The 17,393-nt window shown below is 61.1% G+C and carries 11 protein-coding genes; 9 read left to right on the forward strand and 2 right to left on the reverse strand.

The window, feature by feature from the left end:
• From H0241_RS28345 to H0241_RS28355, 3 genes are read left to right on the forward strand one after another with little or no spacing between them, the layout of a single operon-like run.
• On the forward strand, positions 1–780 hold the full coding sequence (locus tag H0241_RS28345; RefSeq protein WP_181061074.1) for an ABC transporter permease: 780 nt from the start codon (positions 1–3) through the stop codon (positions 778–780).
• Entirely contained in the window at positions 767–1,837 is a 1,071-nt protein-coding gene (locus H0241_RS28350; protein WP_181061075.1) for an ABC transporter ATP-binding protein, read from the forward strand. Before H0241_RS28345 ends, H0241_RS28350 begins: the two co-directional genes overlap by 14 nt.
• Entirely contained in the window at positions 1,834–2,439 is a 606-nt protein-coding gene (locus tag H0241_RS28355) for a cysteine hydrolase family protein (protein ID WP_181061076.1), read from the forward strand. Before H0241_RS28350 ends, H0241_RS28355 begins: the two co-directional genes overlap by 4 nt.
• A gap of 279 nt (positions 2,440–2,718) precedes the next feature.
• Here the strand turns inward: H0241_RS28355 and H0241_RS28360 are convergent, their stop codons facing one another.
• Positions 2,719–3,633, reverse strand: coding sequence for an MBL fold metallo-hydrolase (locus H0241_RS28360; protein WP_181061077.1), 915 nt, complete (start codon positions 3,631–3,633; stop codon positions 2,719–2,721).
• 530 nt (positions 3,634–4,163) lie between these two features.
• On the opposite strand from H0241_RS28360, the gene H0241_RS28365 reads away from it, so the two are divergent.
• The 5 genes from H0241_RS28365 (at position 4,164) to H0241_RS28385 (ending at position 12,454) form a co-directional block, all read left to right on the forward strand.
• The gene (locus H0241_RS28365; protein WP_181061078.1) at positions 4,164–6,380 is read left to right on the forward strand and encodes a mechanosensitive ion channel family protein; all 2,217 of its coding nucleotides are present in this window, start codon (positions 4,164–4,166) and stop codon (positions 6,378–6,380) included.
• A 494-nt stretch (positions 6,381–6,874) separates the two neighbouring features.
• The gene (locus H0241_RS28370; protein ID WP_181061079.1) at positions 6,875–8,323 is read left to right on the forward strand and encodes a TolC family protein; all 1,449 of its coding nucleotides are present in this window, start codon (positions 6,875–6,877) and stop codon (positions 8,321–8,323) included.
• Between the two features lie 37 nt (positions 8,324–8,360).
• The gene (locus H0241_RS28375) at positions 8,361–10,493 is read left to right on the forward strand and encodes a type I secretion system permease/ATPase (RefSeq protein WP_181061080.1); all 2,133 of its coding nucleotides are present in this window, start codon (positions 8,361–8,363) and stop codon (positions 10,491–10,493) included.
• Positions 10,494–10,536: 43 nt separating this feature from the next.
• Positions 10,537–11,826, forward strand: coding sequence for an HlyD family type I secretion periplasmic adaptor subunit (locus H0241_RS28380; protein ID WP_181061081.1), 1,290 nt, complete (start codon positions 10,537–10,539; stop codon positions 11,824–11,826).
• The gene (locus H0241_RS28385) at positions 11,816–12,454 is read left to right on the forward strand and encodes a ribbon-helix-helix domain-containing protein (RefSeq protein WP_181061082.1); all 639 of its coding nucleotides are present in this window, start codon (positions 11,816–11,818) and stop codon (positions 12,452–12,454) included. Before H0241_RS28380 ends, H0241_RS28385 begins: the two co-directional genes overlap by 11 nt.
• 129 nt (positions 12,455–12,583) lie before the next feature.
• Here H0241_RS28385 and H0241_RS28390 read toward each other — a convergent pair whose 3' ends face one another.
• Positions 12,584–13,528: a transglutaminase-like cysteine peptidase gene (locus tag H0241_RS28390; RefSeq protein WP_181061083.1), complete on the reverse strand. Its 945-nt coding sequence runs from the start codon at positions 13,526–13,528 to the stop codon at positions 12,584–12,586.
• Positions 13,529–13,850: 322 nt separating this feature from the next.
• Here H0241_RS28390 and H0241_RS28395 point away from each other — a divergent pair.
• Positions 13,851–17,393: beta strand repeat-containing protein (locus H0241_RS28395; RefSeq protein WP_210285110.1), on the forward strand; the 3,543-nt coding region annotated here is incomplete at its 3' end.

Here is a 17,393-nt window from a genome sequence, read left to right on the forward strand (position 1 = left end):
ATGAAGATCGCCGCCCGCTTTTACATCGCCGCCATCCTCGCCTTCCTCTATCTGCCGATCCTGGTGATGATGGCGATGGGGTTCAACGAATCCCCGCTCTACGAACTGCCGTTCAGCTTCTCGACCCGCTGGTATCAGGCGCTTGCCGGCAACGCTCCGCTCGTCAATTCCGGCATCAACAGCATCTGGATCGCGGTTGCCACTTCGATCATCGCCACGGTGCTCGGCACCATGGCTTCCGTCGCGCTGTCGCGGAGAACCTTTCGCGGCAAGACGCTGCTTCAGCTCATGCTCTTGCCGCCGATCGCCATTCCCTGGCTGATCACCGGCACGGCGATGCTGGTGTTCTTCTTCTACAGCGGCATCGGCCGCGGCCTGCACGCGCTGCTGATCGGCCATGTGGCGCTTGCCATCCCTTATGTGGTGCTGGTCGTCGGCACGGGTTTCCAGACCGTGCGCGCCGATCTCGAGGAGGCGGCGATGAGCCTCGGCTCGACGCCGGTACACGCCTTTTTTTCGATCACCTTGCCGCTGCTCTATCCAAGCATTCTGGGCGCGGCACTGTTTGCTTTCGCCGTCTCGCTCGACCAGTTCGTCATCTCGTACTTCCTTGCCACGCCCGGATTCTCGACCCTGCCGGTGCAGATCTATTCGGCAATTCGCAAGGGTTTCACCCCGGAGATCAACGCCATCTCGACCATCCTTTTGGTCGGCTCGATGGCGGTCATCGTGATCTTCGCCCTGTTCGCAAAGCCGGGAGGCGTCAGTGACAAACGTTGAAGTCCGTTCGATCGCCAAGAACTATGGCTCGGTTCCCGTCCTAACGGACATTTCCACGGATTTCACGCAAGGGTCCTTCACCAGCCTGCTCGGACCGTCCGGGTCGGGGAAAACCACACTGCTGCGCATCATCGCCGGCTTCATCATCCCGGACCAGGGCAATGTCGCGATCGGCGGAAACGATGTCACGCGGATGCCGGTCTGGGCGCGCAACATCGGCATGGTGTTCCAGTCCTACGCGCTGTTCCCGCATATGACGGTGAACGAAAACGTCGCGTTCGGACTGGCCCGCCGCGGCATCAAGGGCGAGGAGTCGCGCAAGCAGGTCGAGCGCGCGCTCGAGCTTGTGCGCCTGCCCGGTTTCGGCGACCGCAAACCCAAGCAATTGTCCGGCGGCCAGCAGCAGCGTGTCGCGCTGGCCAGGGCGATCGTCACCAAGCCGAGCGTGCTTCTGCTGGATGAGCCGCTTTCCGCGCTCGACCGCCGGTTGCGCCAGGAGATGCAGGTGGAACTGATCCGCATCCAGAAGGAAAGCGGCCTGACAACCATCTTCGTCACCCACGATCAGGAAGAGGCGCTGACACTGTCGGACAAGGTGGCGATCCTCGACCGGGGCCGCATCGTGCAGATCGGCGCTCCGACAGAGGTCTACGAGCGCCCCAAGACCCGTTTCGCGGCGGAATTTCTGGGCGACACGAATTTCCTCACCGGCACGGTCGTTGCAGGCGGCATCAGGCTTGCCAACGGATCGACGGTGGCCGTCGACGCACCGCTGCCCGCCACGGGAAGCGAGGCGACCGTCGCGGTGCGGCCGGAAAAGATTGTCATCAGAGACGTTGCGCGTGGTGGAAAAGACACCGACCGCAGCAACCGCGTCAGTGCAACGATATCGTCATCGGTCTATGCGGGAACGGCACTGACCTACGAGGCGGCCTTCGACGGGCTCAGCTTCAAGATCTTCGCCCAGAACAGCGATGCAAGGCCGCACTCGGTTGGTGACGTTGTGGAACTGACATGGTCGCCCCTGCACACTGTTCCGCTGGAGGCCGCGGCATGACCGAAACAGCCGTACGCATCGGCCCCAATGCCGTTCATCTGTGCATCGACATGCAGCGCCTGTTCGCTGAAAAAACGGAATGGCATACACCGACGCTGGCCGACATCGTGCCCAACATCGCCAGGATCATCGAGGCCAAGCCCGGCCGCACGATCTTCGCGCGCTTTACCGTGCCTGAAACGCCCGACGCGGCCGAAGGCAACTGGCGGAGCTACTACCAACACTGGTCGGGAATAGTGCAAGCATCGTCGAGCGACCCCGGCCTGGTCGACGTGATCGAGCCACTTACCGCGTTGGCGCGCCAGGCAGAAACCCTGGACAAGCCGACCTATTCAATGTTCGGCGTCAGTGGGCTGGCGGACCGGCTTGCCGCCCGCAACGTCGATACGCTGGTAATCACCGGCGTGGAGACAGATGTCTGCGTGCTCGCGACGGTCTTCGACGCCATCGACAGAGGATACAGGATAATCGTGGTGAAGGATGCCGTGACCAGTGGGTCGCTGGAATCCCACAAGGCGACCATAGACGTTCTGTTGCCGCGCATGCCGCAGCAGATCGCCCTTGCCAGCACCGCCACGCTGCTTGCGAACTGGACGGATTGATCACGGAGCGGCGCCAGCGGTTCACTGGCTGATGAGAGCGACGGCGGGAGAGCACTCCCCCGCCGCGTTGGCTTATTGAGCCGATAGGGCTTCGGCCGCCTTCTCGATAGTCTTTGCCACAGCCTTGGGCTGCGATATGTAGACCGCATGGCTGGCAGCGACCTCTGTGATTTGCGACTTGGCGCGATCGGCCGCGCTTCCGCAGAATCTGCGAAGAAAGCCGGCCCTCTCGATGAGAAGCCGGCCCGTCGATAGGTCGTCAGGACGAAGGCTTAGCCATTAATAGTCCCAGAAGGCCGGCACCCAGCGAAAGGCTTCGCCGGCGATCGCCACCCGGCCAATGGACGGGAATGGCATATGAGTGGCTACCAGCAGTTCACCAGTCGCCGCCATTTCCCGCAAAAGTCGGATCCGGACGCGGACCGCCTCCTCGGGGTCGTGTTCGAAGCCATTGTGCCAGTCGGGATGGTCGAACCCGACCGGGAACACTATGTCGCCAGCGAACGTCAGCCGCTCATCGCCGGATGATACGCGAACCACGCTGTGCCCGGGGGTGTGGCCTCCAGTGCGACGGACGATCACGCCCGGCGTCACCTCATGCTCTTCCTCGAACGGACGCAAATGGCTGCGGTAGTCGTTCAAGAACTGCTTGGCGGCCGATCGAAGCACATCCGGCACCGGCGACGGCATGGCGGTGTGGGAGAAATCAGGCGCTGCCCAGAACTTGACCTCGGCGGCGGCCACGTGGATTTGCAGGTCCGGACGCAGCCGGTCTTTTACCCCGTCGACGAGTAGCCCGCCAACGTGGTCCATGTGCATGTGGGTAAGCACCACGTCAGTCACGGACCCAAGATCGATACCGGCGGCTTCCAGTCGATGGACCAACTGCCCGGCCCGCGGAAAGCCCGGAAATTCCGTCCCTAGCCCGGCGTCGACGAGGATGGTCCGGCCGCCGCTACGCACCACGACGACGTTCAGCGCCCAGTCGAACGCATCCGGCCCCAGGAATATGTCCTTGAACCATGCTGCCCGAACGACCGGGTCGACGTTGGTGGACATTGTCTCGGTCGGCAGAGGCAGCACACCATCGCTGATGATCATCACGTCAATGTCGCCGATCCGCAGCGCGTAGCGCGATGGAACCAATTCGTCGGGCCTCGCTCTTTCGACATGTGCGGGGTTGTTTGGGCTCATGTTTATCTCTGCTGCCTGCGGCTTTGGACCAATTAGGTCGGCTCGACCGATGATGATGATGCCATAGCCGGTCCGTTATTAAGGATATTGCATATCCTTATGGATATAAACTATCGTTAATTAACGAGCTGTAAAGCCCTTCCGACATAAGGGACAGACATAAGGCTTATGTCGAAAATGACAGGGATGGCGATGGACATCCCAAAGTGGCTGAGGCCACTTTTATCAATAAAATCAATTACTATTGTGGCCCCGCAAGACGCGGCAGCGCGTCCCCTGTCGCCAATGCATGAAAACAATGGCCATGACGACAGCCTTGCCGGTCGCCAGGCGCCCTGCCCAACGACTAGCCAGGAACGATGAGACTTGCACCACAACATCGGCTTGTCCAAGGTAGGAGCAACGACGGACCTAGCTGTCTTTGCTCGCCGATTTGACCGGAAGGTTACAGCACTATGCCACTCATGAATCAACGATTGGGAGCCAGAACTCTGGCGCGCCCGGCACGACGCCTCGGAGATCTGACGGCGATGTTTGTCCTGATTGCCAGGCCGCTCGTCTTTGGGATCGCCCTGTTGGCTGGTCAGGCGCAGGCGCAGGCGCCGGCGACCGTCCCGCCGGAAAGGGTCAAACAGCTGTTCGAGCTTCTCGACGATCCGTCGGTGAAGGCCTGGGTGGCCGAACAACGAAATCAGGACGCCGGATCAACACCTGCCGAGACGGGAGCTTCGCCGACCGACGCATCGTCCGACGCCGTGACCCCACCCGGCCAGATGAATACGATGGCATCCTCGACGCTCGATCGGATCAGGCATCATATCGAAAGGATCGTGCGGACTTTGCCGCTGCTGCCAGGCCAGTTCGCGCGCGTTCGCGCAGAGACCATGCAGGATATGTCCAGCAAGGGGCCCGTCAGCGTCCTTATTCTGATTGCGATGTTCATCGCTGCCGGCCTGGCGCTCACTTGGGCAACGTACAAAGTCACTCGCCCATTTCGTCTTTGGGTCATTGCGCAACCGAAGGATACGCCCATCGGGCGAACCAAGAAGATCGGTGGTCGCGCGCTTTATTCCAGCATGCTGATCGTCTCGTTCGCACTGGGCAGCGCCGGCGCGTTCATGTTGTTCGACTGGCCAATGCTTATCCGCGAGATTGTGCTGACATTTCTGATGGCGGCAGTCCTTACATGGGGTGTGCGCCTGTACGTGATGGCCACGCTCGTCCCTTCCTTCATGAACGTCGAGAACGCCGTGGAGGTTCGCGCTTTGCCGATCACCAACGAGACGGCTGACCATTGGGCCTATTGGCTACCCCGGATCGTCGGCGTCTTCGCCTTCTTCGGCGCCGCGTTCATCCTCTTGCCGGGTCTCGGCATCGATCAGGACGGAATGATGGTCTTGTCACTGGGCGCCGATTTCGTGCTGCTGGTGCTCTTGCTGCTTGCCATCTGGCGCCGGCCAAGAACGCTGCGAGACGGTGCACGCCACAGCGGTCACGCGGAAACGACATGGCTGTTGACTGCTTACTTCGTCGTTCTGTTCCTGCAGCGCATCGCAGGCCTTTATACCTATTTCTGGTTTACCTTCGCCGCATTCTTCCTGCCTTTGGCGATCGTGCTGACGCAGCGCGGGGTTAATTTCGTCCTGCGGCCGGGTTCGGAAGATGCCGGCCGGCCTACGATCCCGGCGGTGACGATCGCCGTCGTCGATCGCGCAATCCGGATGATTTTCATCCTGGCGGCGGCTTACTTTCTCGCGCGTGTCTGGGGTCTGAACATGCAATCCATGCACGACAGCGATACGACGACGATGTTCATATTGCGCGGCCTGATCAATGTCGTGGTCATTGCCCTCGCAGCCGATTTCGGCTGGTCGATCATCAAGGCTTTGATCGAACGAAAACTGGGCATTGAGATGCCGCACCCTGTGATCAGCGAAGAGGAGGTCCCGATCCTCGATCCGCAGCAGGCTCGGCTGCACACGCTCTTGCCGATCCTCCAGAACATTCTGCTCGCATCGATCATCGTGATGGCGGTGCTGATGATGCTGGCGTCGCTGGGTATCCAGATCGGCCCGCTGATCGCCGGTGCTGGCGTCGTCGGCGTCGCCGTAGGTTTTGGCGCACAAACGATCGTCAAGGACATCATTTCGGGCGTATTTTTTCTGCTCGATGATGCGTTTCGTGTCGGCGAATATATTTCCTCGGGCAATTACAAGGGTACCGTGGAAAGCTTTTCGCTGCGCTCGGTGAAGCTGCGCCACCATCGTGGTCCGTTGTTCACGATACCATTCGGTGAACTCGGGGCAGTCCAGAACCAGAGCCGTGACTGGGTTATCGACAAATTCAACATCACCGTCGGCTATGACACCGATATCGACTTCGCCCGCAAGCTGATCAAGCGAATCGGCCTCGAACTGGCGGAAGATCCCGAGTTCAAGAACTGGGTGCTCGACCCGATCAAGATGCAGGGCGTACAGGAATTCGGCGAGTACGGCATCGTATTGAGGGTCAAGGCCATGACCAGACCGGGAGGCGCCTTCGGTATGAAACGCAAATTCTATGTGCGGCTGCGCCAAGTCTTCAAGGAGCAGGGCATCGAACTGCCATTCCCGACCGTCCACGTCCAGGGGCTGCAGAACCCACATGAGGCAGAGAATGCGCCTCTAGAGGTCACACCCGAGCTGCAAATGGCCGTCGCGCAGTCGCACACCAATCGGCGCAGGAAAAAAGCCGGCACAACGGAATAGGAAAGCGGTGACACCTGCCGGTCACAGCGCGGCATTCCGCCCGGGCGCCGTCAGTTCCAAGGGCCGCAGACCGATGAAACACCCGTACGTGGTAGGCGGCGCTTAACCGGAGTGTCGGTCCTGCTTGAAGGTCATCGGAACCAGGCTTAAGCTCGTGTGCCAACAGCAGCTGCCAACCAGGCGTTGCCGGTACCCGCGGAGAAACATGCACCCAGAAATAGTCGGTCTGTTTGGGGAAAATTGCTTGTAAGATTGCTTGTAAGAGAGCGTCACAACCCCTTTTCGTGGACCTTCCCGTTTGCCATGTGCGAGCGTGAGCAGGTCGCGCGTAAAAACCCGGCTGGGCATTTTTTGTGCTATTTTTGTTACATTGCGTAACTTAATGGCTTGAATCCAGCGTTTTAGAGGTCACTAAATTGTAAAGTTGTAGATAATCATGCTTGGGTTGTAGCGCTTGAGATAAGGTGCAGGGGGAAACGTTGGGGCGGGGTAAAATGAATTCGACAACTATGTCGGCCATATGCAAGCGGCTTGGCCTGCTGACGACGGTTGCCATATTGAGCTGTGGGAATGCTCACGCGCTCACTCTCAAAGAGGCGATGGCGGTCGCCGTGGAGTCCAATCCCGAGATTGGCCAGGCTATCGAAAACCGCGAAGCAATCGAATTCGAGCTGCGCCAGGCAAAGGGGCTTTATCTTCCCAGCGTCGACCTGGAAGCGTCAGCGGGGGCTCGCCGCCTCGACAATCCGGACAGGCGCTCGCTTTCCATCGAGAACGACACGCTCTATCCAGCTGAAACCGACCTCACGGTTACGCAGACGCTCTACGACAGCGGTGCAAGGCGCGCCGAACTGAACCGCCAGGCCTCGCGCGTCGACGGCGCCTCGTTCCGGGTTCTGGAACGGTCTGAATTCATCGGGCTCTCGGTTGTCCAGGATTACCTCGAAGCCATGTTGCAGGCCTCGATCGTTGTCGAAGCAAAGAAGAACCTCGGATTCCATCAGGGAATTCTCGGCGACATCCGGCAAGGCATTGCCGGCGGCGCGCTGAACGAGGCCGATCGGCAGCAGGCTGAGGAACGGCTGTTCGCCGCCAAGGCCCGTATGCAGGAAGCCACCGAGGAACTCGAGGCAGCAAAGATCCGGTTCTTCAAGACTGTCGGAAAGCCGCTGACCAGCGCCTCGAGGCCGGGCGATGTGTCCGCCGCGCTGCCGAGATCGCTTGACGAAGCAATCGGGCTGGCACGACAGAACAATCCGCGCGTGCATATGGCCAACAGCGATATCGACGCCGCGGCTTCCCTCGTGGATGCCGCACGGGCAAAATTCGGGCCCTCGATCACCGCCGAAGGTGTCGCCCGGGCAGGATCCGACATCGATGGCAGTGATGGCGACACGAACGACCTTCAGGCAAGGGTCGTGCTGCGCTGGAACCTTTATCGCGGCGGCATCGACAAGGCCAACGAGCAGGAACAAGTCCGCCGCGCCAGCGAGCAACGCCTTGTCCTGCACCAGGTCCTGCGTGAGATCGAGGAAGCCGTCCGCACGTCATGGGATCGACGCTTCCGGCAGGCCGACCTGGCCAAGACGCTGAAGCTTCAGGCAGCCGCCAACGAAAAGTTGGTCGCGTCCTATCGCGAGCAGTTCAAGGTCGGTCAGCGCTCGCTGCTCGACGTGCTCGACGCACAGAACACGCGGTTCAACACAGCGACGCTTGCCGACACCGCGTCCTACGCGTCGCTTTTTGCCCAGTACCGGCTGCTGGCGGCAACCGGACAGTTGCTGAAGACCATGGACCTTCAGCCGGCCAAACAGGCAACCGCCTACGCCAAGGCCGAGTTCAATGCACCGGAAACGGCCGACACCGAAACCTATGCACGCACGCCGTCGGAGCAAAAGAACGACCTGCCTTTCGATATCCTCGCGCCGGTAAGGAAAAAGTAGTAAGGCCAAGGTCTAACGATAGTCCTGCGGGCGGATCGTGAACCCACAACCTAAAATCCTGTCCCCAAAGGAGGCCTTCAAGGCCTGCTTTTCGGCTGTTGCCGGCTACCTAGGCAGGCCGAGTGCCGAGACCGTGCTGTTTGCCGGCGTGCCGCTGTCGGATACCCGAATCGATATCGACGCCATTCGGCATCTTGCCGAACGCGTCGGTCTTGAAATCACGGAGTTCAGCCATCGCGATTTTCTTCGCGGACGCATCGACCTCCCCGCCATCCTGTTTCGCGTCAGCCAATTGCCGGTTGCGCTGCTTGCCGAGACAGAGGACGATGGATTTACGACCGCTACCCAGGAGGACGGTCGCACAACCATCAGCAAATCCGAACTTGCCGGAAGCTACATAAGCGGCGGCGTTTCCTTCTCGATAACCTATGCCAACGCGGTCGAGGGGATGAGCGTCGGCTCGGCGGCCAAGATTGAGCGGCGACATTGGTTGACCGGAACGATGGGGCCATTCTGGCGCACCTATTCGAAGGTCATCCTGTCAGCGGTATTCATCAATCTGTTGGCCCTTGCCTCGCCGATCTTCACCATGAATGTCTACGACAGGATCTTGCCAAACAAGGCGATATCGACGCTTTGGGTGCTGTCGATCGGGATCGGCGCGGTCATTCTGTTCGACCTGCTCTTGAAAACCGCCAGAGCGTCGCTGATCGACTATGCCGGGCGCAAGGCCGATCTTCGCATTTCCTACATGCTGTTCGAGAAGGTGCTGAACTCGTCCTTGTCGGCACGGCCCGGTTCAACCGGCGAATATGCAAATCGGGTGACGCAGTACGAGTTCGTACGCGAGTTTTTCACGTCGAACACCGTCAGCGTCTTCATCGACACAGCATTCGTCTTCGTCTTTCTTCTTGTCATCTATGCGATAGGCGGCTGGCTGGTCATCATACCGGCCATTGCCTTTGTCGCCTCCGTGATCGTCGGGCTGATCACGCAACGGCGTATCGGCAAACGCGTTGCCGCCTCCATGAACGAGGCTTCGCAACGCCAGGCCCTACTGGTTGAATCCATCTCCACGCTGGAGACGATCAAGTCGCTGCGGGCAGAGGCGTATCTTCTGCGAAAATGGGCAGAGCATTCCAAGAACGCGTCAAATACGTCTGAGAAGATCAAGCAGCTTTCGGCTGCCGCCGGCAACATAACGCAGGCCATCCAGCAGCTGGTGACCGTCGCCCTGATCGTGGCCGGCGCCTATGCCTTTTCGGAAGGGCATGTCTCCACCGGCGCCATCATCGGCACCGTCATGCTGGCGGGCCGGGCGGTGGCTCCGCTTGGGCAGATCGCCATCACCTTGTCCAGACTTCGTCAGGCAATGCTCTCCTTGCGAATTGTCAACTCGATCATGGCGCAGCCGGAGGATCGGCCGGACACGGTTGGTTTCGTCAACCGCCCCATTCGCAATGGCGCGATGGCGTTCAGGAACGTCGGCTTTGTCTATCCGGGTTCCGAAAACGAAGTTCTGACCGGCGTGAATTTCTCGGTGAAGCCCGGTGAGCGGATCGGCATCATCGGCCGCATAGGCTCGGGAAAGACGACCATGGGGCGGCTGATCGGCAGGCTTTTCCTGCCGACCTCCGGCGAGCTGCTGCTGGACGGGATCGACATCCGCCAATACCACCCGTCGGAGGTTCGTGCCGCGGTCGGTATCGTCGCGCAGGCCAACGATCTGTTTTCGGGCACCATCAAGGAAAATCTCCTGATGGCGTGCCCGGAGGCGACCGATGAACAGATCGTCGAAGCGGCCAAGGCTGCCGGCGTCGACGATTTCGTCTCCCGCCATCCGCGCGGCTACGACATGAATGTCGGCGAGCGCGGCACCAATCTCTCGGGCGGCCAGAGGCAGACAATGGCAATTGCCCGCCTGTTGCTGACCAAACCGAAAATCGTCTTCCTGGACGAGCCGTCCGGCTCGATGGATCTGGCTTCCGAGCGCCAGTTGATCAAGCAGCTCAAGGTGGCTTTCGATCGCAGCACGACGCTGATCGTTTCGACGCACCGCTTCAGCATGCTCGAGCTGGCCGACCGCCTGATTGTCATCGAGCAGGGCAAGATCGTTGCAGATGGACCGAAAGACCAGGTAATACAGGCGCTGCAGAGAACGAGCGCCTGACAGAATCAGACTTGAGTGCATTCAATACGTTGGGGCGTCGGAAATGCTTGCCAGGGAAGACCGGCCGCCGTTTTTTGCGTCGGCGTCGATATTCATCATCGGAGCGCTTTTTGCGAGTTCGGTCGCTTGGGCGTCCTTTGCCGAGGTCGATGAAATCGCACGCGGCGACGGCAAGATCATACCGGCGTCGAAGACCCAGATCATCCAGGCCAGCGAGCCTGGCGTTGTTCAGGAAATCGCCGTGACGATCGGGCAGGTGGTCAAGAAGAACGACCTCATCATTCGCCTCGACAACACCTTCAACACCTCCAGCCTTGGCGAGCAGCAGGCCAAGGCGCGGGCGCTGCAGACGCGCATTGCACGGCTCAAGTTCGAACAGACCGGCACTCTCGAGGGCGCGTTTCCCTGCCCGACCGAGATCCAGAAGGTGGCGCCGGAAATCTGCGACAACGAGCAGAAGCTGCTCATCGCGCGCCGCGACAACTTCGAAGTCAAGCTATCGGTTCTCAAGTCGCGCCTCGATCAGCGCGAGAAGGAACTGGACGAGGCCAATGCCAATGCCGATCGCCTCACCAAAAATCTGGTCGTCAGCGACCAGGAGGCGAAGCTGGTCGAAGCAATGGTCAAGAAGGGCCTGATGGCGCGAACCGAGCAGCTGCGCGTCGAGCGCGAGCAGACCGAGCTCAATGGCCAGCTGGCACTCGCCGGAGAAACCATCAAGAAAGCCAAGTCGGCCATCACGGAAGCCCAGCTTCAGGTCGATGAACTCGGCCTGCAGCTGCAACAGGAGGCGCTCAGCGATCTCACGCAGGCGCTGGCCGACCTTTCGGTGGTGGATGAGACGATCCGCGGCGCCACCGACAAGGTGGCGCGCACCGACATCCGTTCGCCTGTCGACGGTATCGTCAACACGCTCGACATCAACACGGTCGGCGCCTTCGTCCAGCCCGGCGCAGTCGTCGCGGGTATCGTGCCGACTTCCGAGACCCTGCTGGTCGAAGCGCGGGTTTCACCGCGAGACGTCGCCTTCATCCGGCCGGGGCAGGATGCTCTGATCAAGGTGACTGCGTATGACTTCTCGATCTTCGGCGGCATCGAAGGCAAGGTCTCGAACATCACCGCCGACAGCCTGGTCGACCAAAAGACCGGCGAACCCTACTATCAGGTTCGCGTCGCCACCGACAAATCGACGCTGACACGCGACGGCAAGACCTACTCGATCATCCCCGGTATGATCTGTTCGGTCGACATCAAGACCGGACGCAAGACGATCCTCACCTACCTGATGAAGCCGATCAACAAGGCGCGTGAGGAGGCGATGAGTGAGCGGTAGCGCGATCTCCGCTCCTGCTGATCGCGACCGGCTGCCACCGCTGGCGGCAGAGGATTTCGGACTGGAGTTCCGGGTTGTGGCGCGTGGCGGCACGCGCCGCGGCATTCGTCTGGAGCGGGCATTCTGGGCCTCGCTGAAGCAAATGGCCGAAAACCGGAAATGCACGATCGGCATGCTGATCGAGGAGATCGCCGAGAGCCACGCCAACACCGGAAACCTGACATCGGCAATCCGCGTGGCCTGCATGCGTGGACTGGCCGACGAAAACCTCACCTTGCAGAGGCTGGCGTCGATCAAGACCATCAGCGCCATTCTGGTCGCCTGTCCCTCGCCGGCCTTTGCCCTGTCATCGTCGAAGAAGATCCTGACGTTCAATGCGCCGTTCCAGCAACTGGTGCGTCGTCAATTGCCGGCGGCGCCGAACGAGGACGCGCGCCACGACCTCAAGCTGGCGCTGGACCTCAATGTCGCCGACGTATTCGCCAGGCTTGAGGCCAATGGCGAGACGCCGGTCGCCACCGGTTTCGTCATCGGCGCCGGTGACCGCCGCTACCGGGGTCAACTGAATGCGGTGCGGGCGCCGGTGGTCGAGCCGGAACTGCTGATGGCGTTCGTCTTCGGCGGCTAGAGCGTTTCACCGTTTCACGGAAACGGTGAAACGCTCTATCTCTTTGTTTCGACGCAATTCCGGACGGAAAACCGCTCACACTTTTCCTGGAATTGCTCTAGAGCGCCCCAGACACCCTGACGGCATAGTTTACTGCTGCAGACCTTCGCCCGGTGCGACCGTCGAAAGGCCGCCCTTGATATCGGCTATTTGCGCAGAGCCGGTCTTTGCGCCATGGATCCACGCGCGATCGGTGCTGAACGAATACAGCGGCACGTAGCTCGGCAGATCGCTGTCGCGCGAAACGACATTGCTCAGGCTGTCGAGAATGAAGACGCCGCTGCCGGTGCTGACCGACAGCACCGCATGAAAGAAACCACGCTTGCGATCCTGCAAGACAACCAGCGACATGCTCTGAGCCGGGATGCCTGCATGCAGCAGCGCGGTCATCTTGAGGATGGCAAAATCCTCGCAGTCCCCCGCCCGCCGCTCGAGGATTTCCGAGGGCTTCGCCCAGTAGTCGAGCTTGCCGTAAACCACGCTGTCCTTCTTGTAGGCGATCGCGCGATTTATACTTGAATTGATGAAGGACAGCTTGTCGATGAAACCCTTGTCCCCGGCTGCCTTGACGATCCCGGCAAAGGTGCTGTTCTTGCGCTCGCATGCACTGCTCGCGGTGCACTCGACAATTGCCTTGTAGACAGGCGCCCAGCGCGCCGAGACCGGAAAATTGCGCATCGACAGGGCAACCGAACCGAACACGCCGGGAATGATCGCCGCCGTCTGGATCGGATCGATCCCGGCGTCGTCCTGCGCGATCGAAGGAGCAGGATTTTCATGAACGGCAGCAGGACCATAGCTGCCGAAAATCATGCCGATCCTGTAGGCTGAAACGGGCTGCCAGGGTTGCGGTCGAGCCAGCGAAATGCCGCCGAGACTGGGCGGGGTTTCGACCCTCGCCAGCATTCCAGCGACAGCGCGGTTATCCACGGCAACGGCGCTTGCGGAGGATGGCTGCGGCAGGCTTGCGATGCCCATTGCCAGCAGGAGCAGCTTGAGCCCGGTTATCCCCGGGGCAGATTTTTCTTTTTTCATGACGCCCACCTTTGACTGTGGACGCTACCAATCTTGTCTCAAATTACTGGAAAGGAAGGTGGATAAGTTTCCGGCAAACAGGAACATCTATTTTGCATAAAATTTTATTCAATTTTATACTTATGTCTACCGACCCATCCCGACTGAAGGGTGTCAAACGGACCGCGGCCCAGCCAATGTATATCAGGCTATATGTTTGGAGTTTACCACGTGTAAAAAATGCCGAGACAGGCATATCGGAGTATATAAAAATGATTGTGGGATAGTTGCAAAGCAGGAGCCGTCACTGTCTCTTTCCGGGAAATACCGGAGGGGTTTGGTTATGACGAACAGTAACGAATTGGACACCGTCTCGAATTCTTGGGACCAGCACTCTCACGATGAACATGGCGGCTCGCCGTCACAGGCAGGAACGCAGGTAGCGCAGGCCGCTCAGGCGGCGCCTGCCGAGCCCGTACCGGTCGATGTCGGCAGCGGCGCGCCCGTCAAACAAGATGCACCTGCGGAGGCGAAGGCCCCAGCGGCAGCTGCGCCCCACGAATACGTGGCCGACGCCAGCAACGTGGTGAAGCTTCCGGCCAACGTCTCGATCGACAACATCAAGGTCGACGGCCACAACCTCGTGCTCGAACAGGCTGATGGCACGGTGATCGTGATCAAGGATGGCGCGCTCAACGTGCCGACCTTCATCATCGGCGACGTCGAGGTGCCGCGCGTTGCCTTGCTGGCAGCGCTTGAAGCAAGCCATGTCGATGTCGCCTTCGGTGCCGATGGTTCCATATCGGCCGGTCCGGGCGGTCCGAACCCAAGTGCGGGCGCAGACTTTTCGGTTCCCCCCGGCGGCATCGGCGACGGATTCGGTCTGTCGGCGCTGTTGCCGCCCACGGCTCTGCAATTTGGGCTTCTGGATCGGCGCGAACTGTTTCCGTCTGTCGTCGACAGGCCGGTTTCGGTGGTGGCCACATCATTGCTCACCCCGGACCAGGCGGCCAGCGAAACCGGTCTTGACGGCGGCCCGGCTCAATCCCCCGGCAGCGACGCGCCGAGTAACGCTGAAACCTCCGGCATCGGAACGATCAGCATCGACGCACCGGATGGTATCGGGTCGATCGTCATCAACGGCGTCACCGTTACCGGTGTCAACCAGCAAATCCTGGGGCAGTTCGGCTACATCACGATCGTTTCCTTCGATCCGAACACCGGTGCTATCCAATATAATTACACGGTCACCGAGTCCGTTACCCATCAGAATCCAACAAACGGGTTTGATCCCAACGACACGGTTCCGGACAATTTCAGCATCACCGTCACGGACGTCGACGGCGATTCGGCCAGCACCACCTTTGCCGTCGCCATCGTTGACGACGTGCCGACGGCGATTGCGGATACCGACAGCATCGCCGCCGGCCAGTTTGGCCCCGCGACGGGCAATGTGCTTGTCGGCGGTACGGACGCGGTCGACGCGAACGCCACGGACGGCGTTGCCGACACCCAGGGCGCCGACGGCGCGACGGTGGTTGGCGTCCAGGCTGGTAACACCAATACCGACGCCACCGGCTCGCTCGGCGTTCCGGTCCAGGGCCTCTATGGCAAGCTGACGCTGGCCGCCGACGGAACATACAGCTACGTTCGCGATGCAGGCTCGGCCGGAGGCGTCAACGACGTCTTCACCTACACCATCAAGGATGGTGACGGCGACACCTCGCACACCACGCTGACGATTTCGATCGGCAACTCGACGCCGGAGATCACCGACCTGACGCCGGAGGCCGGTGGCGGCGACGTCATCGTCAACGAGGATGACCTCCTGGCCAGCCGCGGGCTTGGCGAATCGGCCGGTTCCGACACCTCGAAGGAAAGCACCATCCAGGGCGGCACCTTCACCATCTCCTCGCCCGACGGCATCCACTCGCTGGTGATCGGCGGCAACACCTTCATCACCGATGGCGTGTTCACCGCAGGCTCCTTCACCACGGCGCTCGGCAACACACTCAATGTGACGGCTTACAATGCTGCCACCGGCCAGGTGAGCTACACCTACACGCTGGTCGACAACGAGGCGCATGCCGCGGGCCAAGACACCAACAGCCTTTTCGAGAACTTCACCGTCACGCTGACCGACCAGGATCTGCAGAGCACCGACGCCACGCTCACCGTGAATATCGTCGACGACGTGCCCACGGCGCATGATGAAGCCTCGCAGTCGATTGCCGAAGGTGCCCCGGCGCTGACGGGAACACTGGACTTCGTCGCCGGCGCCGATGGCGCGACGGTGACGCATGTCAATGGCACGCTGCTGACCTTCGATCCCGGTACGGGCTACTCGCAGTCGATCGACATCGGCGCGGGCACCATCCAGGTGAAGGCGGACGGGTCCTACTCGTTCACGCCGGATGCTTCGGTCGACAACAGCTCCGGTCCGGTGGCGGTCAACGCGACCTACACGGTGACGGACGGCGACCTCGACACTTCGACGGCCAACATCGCGTTCACGATCACGGACGGCGCGGCGCCGGCTGCGGGCGCTCCTATCACGCTGGCGCTTGACGACCAGAATCTGAGCGACGGCTCGACGCCGGCCGGTCCGGACTTCGCCTCGAACTCGATCACCTTCACGCCGGGCTCGGATGCGATCGCCTCGATCGCCTTCGGCACCGACCTGAGCGGGCTGAACACCGCGAACCTGATCTGGACCAGGGTGTCGGACACCCAGGTAGTGGGCAAGGACGGCGCCGTGACCGTGGTGACGCTGGATCTGTCGGTTACCAACAACGTGGCGACGGTGACGGCGACGCTGAACAACAATTACGATGCCCATCCTGGCATCAATCTCGACGACCTGGTCAATCTGGGCCATGTCGGCGTGGTTGCCACCGATACCGATGGCACCCAGGCAACCGGCACGGTCAACGTGACGGTGTCCGACGACGCTCCGACGGCGACCAACGAGGCTTCGCAGAACGTTGCGGAGGGCGCGACGGTGACCGGCACGCTGGACTTTGTCGCCGGCGCCGACGGCGCCACGGTGACGCATATCGGCGCCACGGCGCTGGTGTTCAATCCGGCCGACAGCAACTACTCGCAGGCGATCGACATCGGCGACGGCTTCATCAAGGTCAAGGCCGACGGCAGCTACTCGTTCACCGCCGACAATCCGGTCAACGGCACCGGTGCGGCCTCTGCCACCTTTACGGTGACTGACGGCGACGGTGACACGGCGAGCGCCAACATTGCCTTTGCGGTGACGGACGCCAACCATCCGACGACCGGCACGGCTTCGGCTGCGGTCGACGATGACGGGCTGACCGGTGGCAATCCGGCGAGCACGACGGGCGATCTCAACGCCAACACGGGCGAGGTTCCGCTCAGCGCCAGCGAAGCGATCTACAACGGCACGCTCGGCGGCAGCGTCGGCGGCGACGGCGCCGGCGCCAACGGCTTCTCGTTCGCGGCGCTCAACGGCACCAGCGGGACGGTCGGCCTGGAGAACGTGACCTACAGTGTCGTCGGCAACATGCTGACGGCGACCACCACCAGCGGCAGCCGCATCGGCACGGCGCTGTTCCAGGTTCAGATCACCGACCCGGCGACGGGCGCCTATACGGTGACACTGCTCGACAACGTGCTGCATGCGGGTGGCCCCAACAACGAGGCGACCGACGCGACCGTCAATCTGGGCTATGTCATCACCGACGCCGACGGCTCGACGGCACCGGGCACGCTGACCGTCACCTTCGACGACGACGCTCCGACGGCGACCAACGAGGCTTCGCAGAACGTTGCGGAGGGCGCGACGGTGACCGGCACGCTGGACTTTGTCGCCGGCGCCGACGGCGCCACGGTGACGCATATCGGCGCCACGGCG

The sequence above is a fragment of the Mesorhizobium neociceri genome, from assembly GCF_013520985.1.
GTDB classification, from domain to species: domain Bacteria; phylum Pseudomonadota; class Alphaproteobacteria; order Rhizobiales; family Rhizobiaceae; genus Mesorhizobium; species Mesorhizobium neociceri.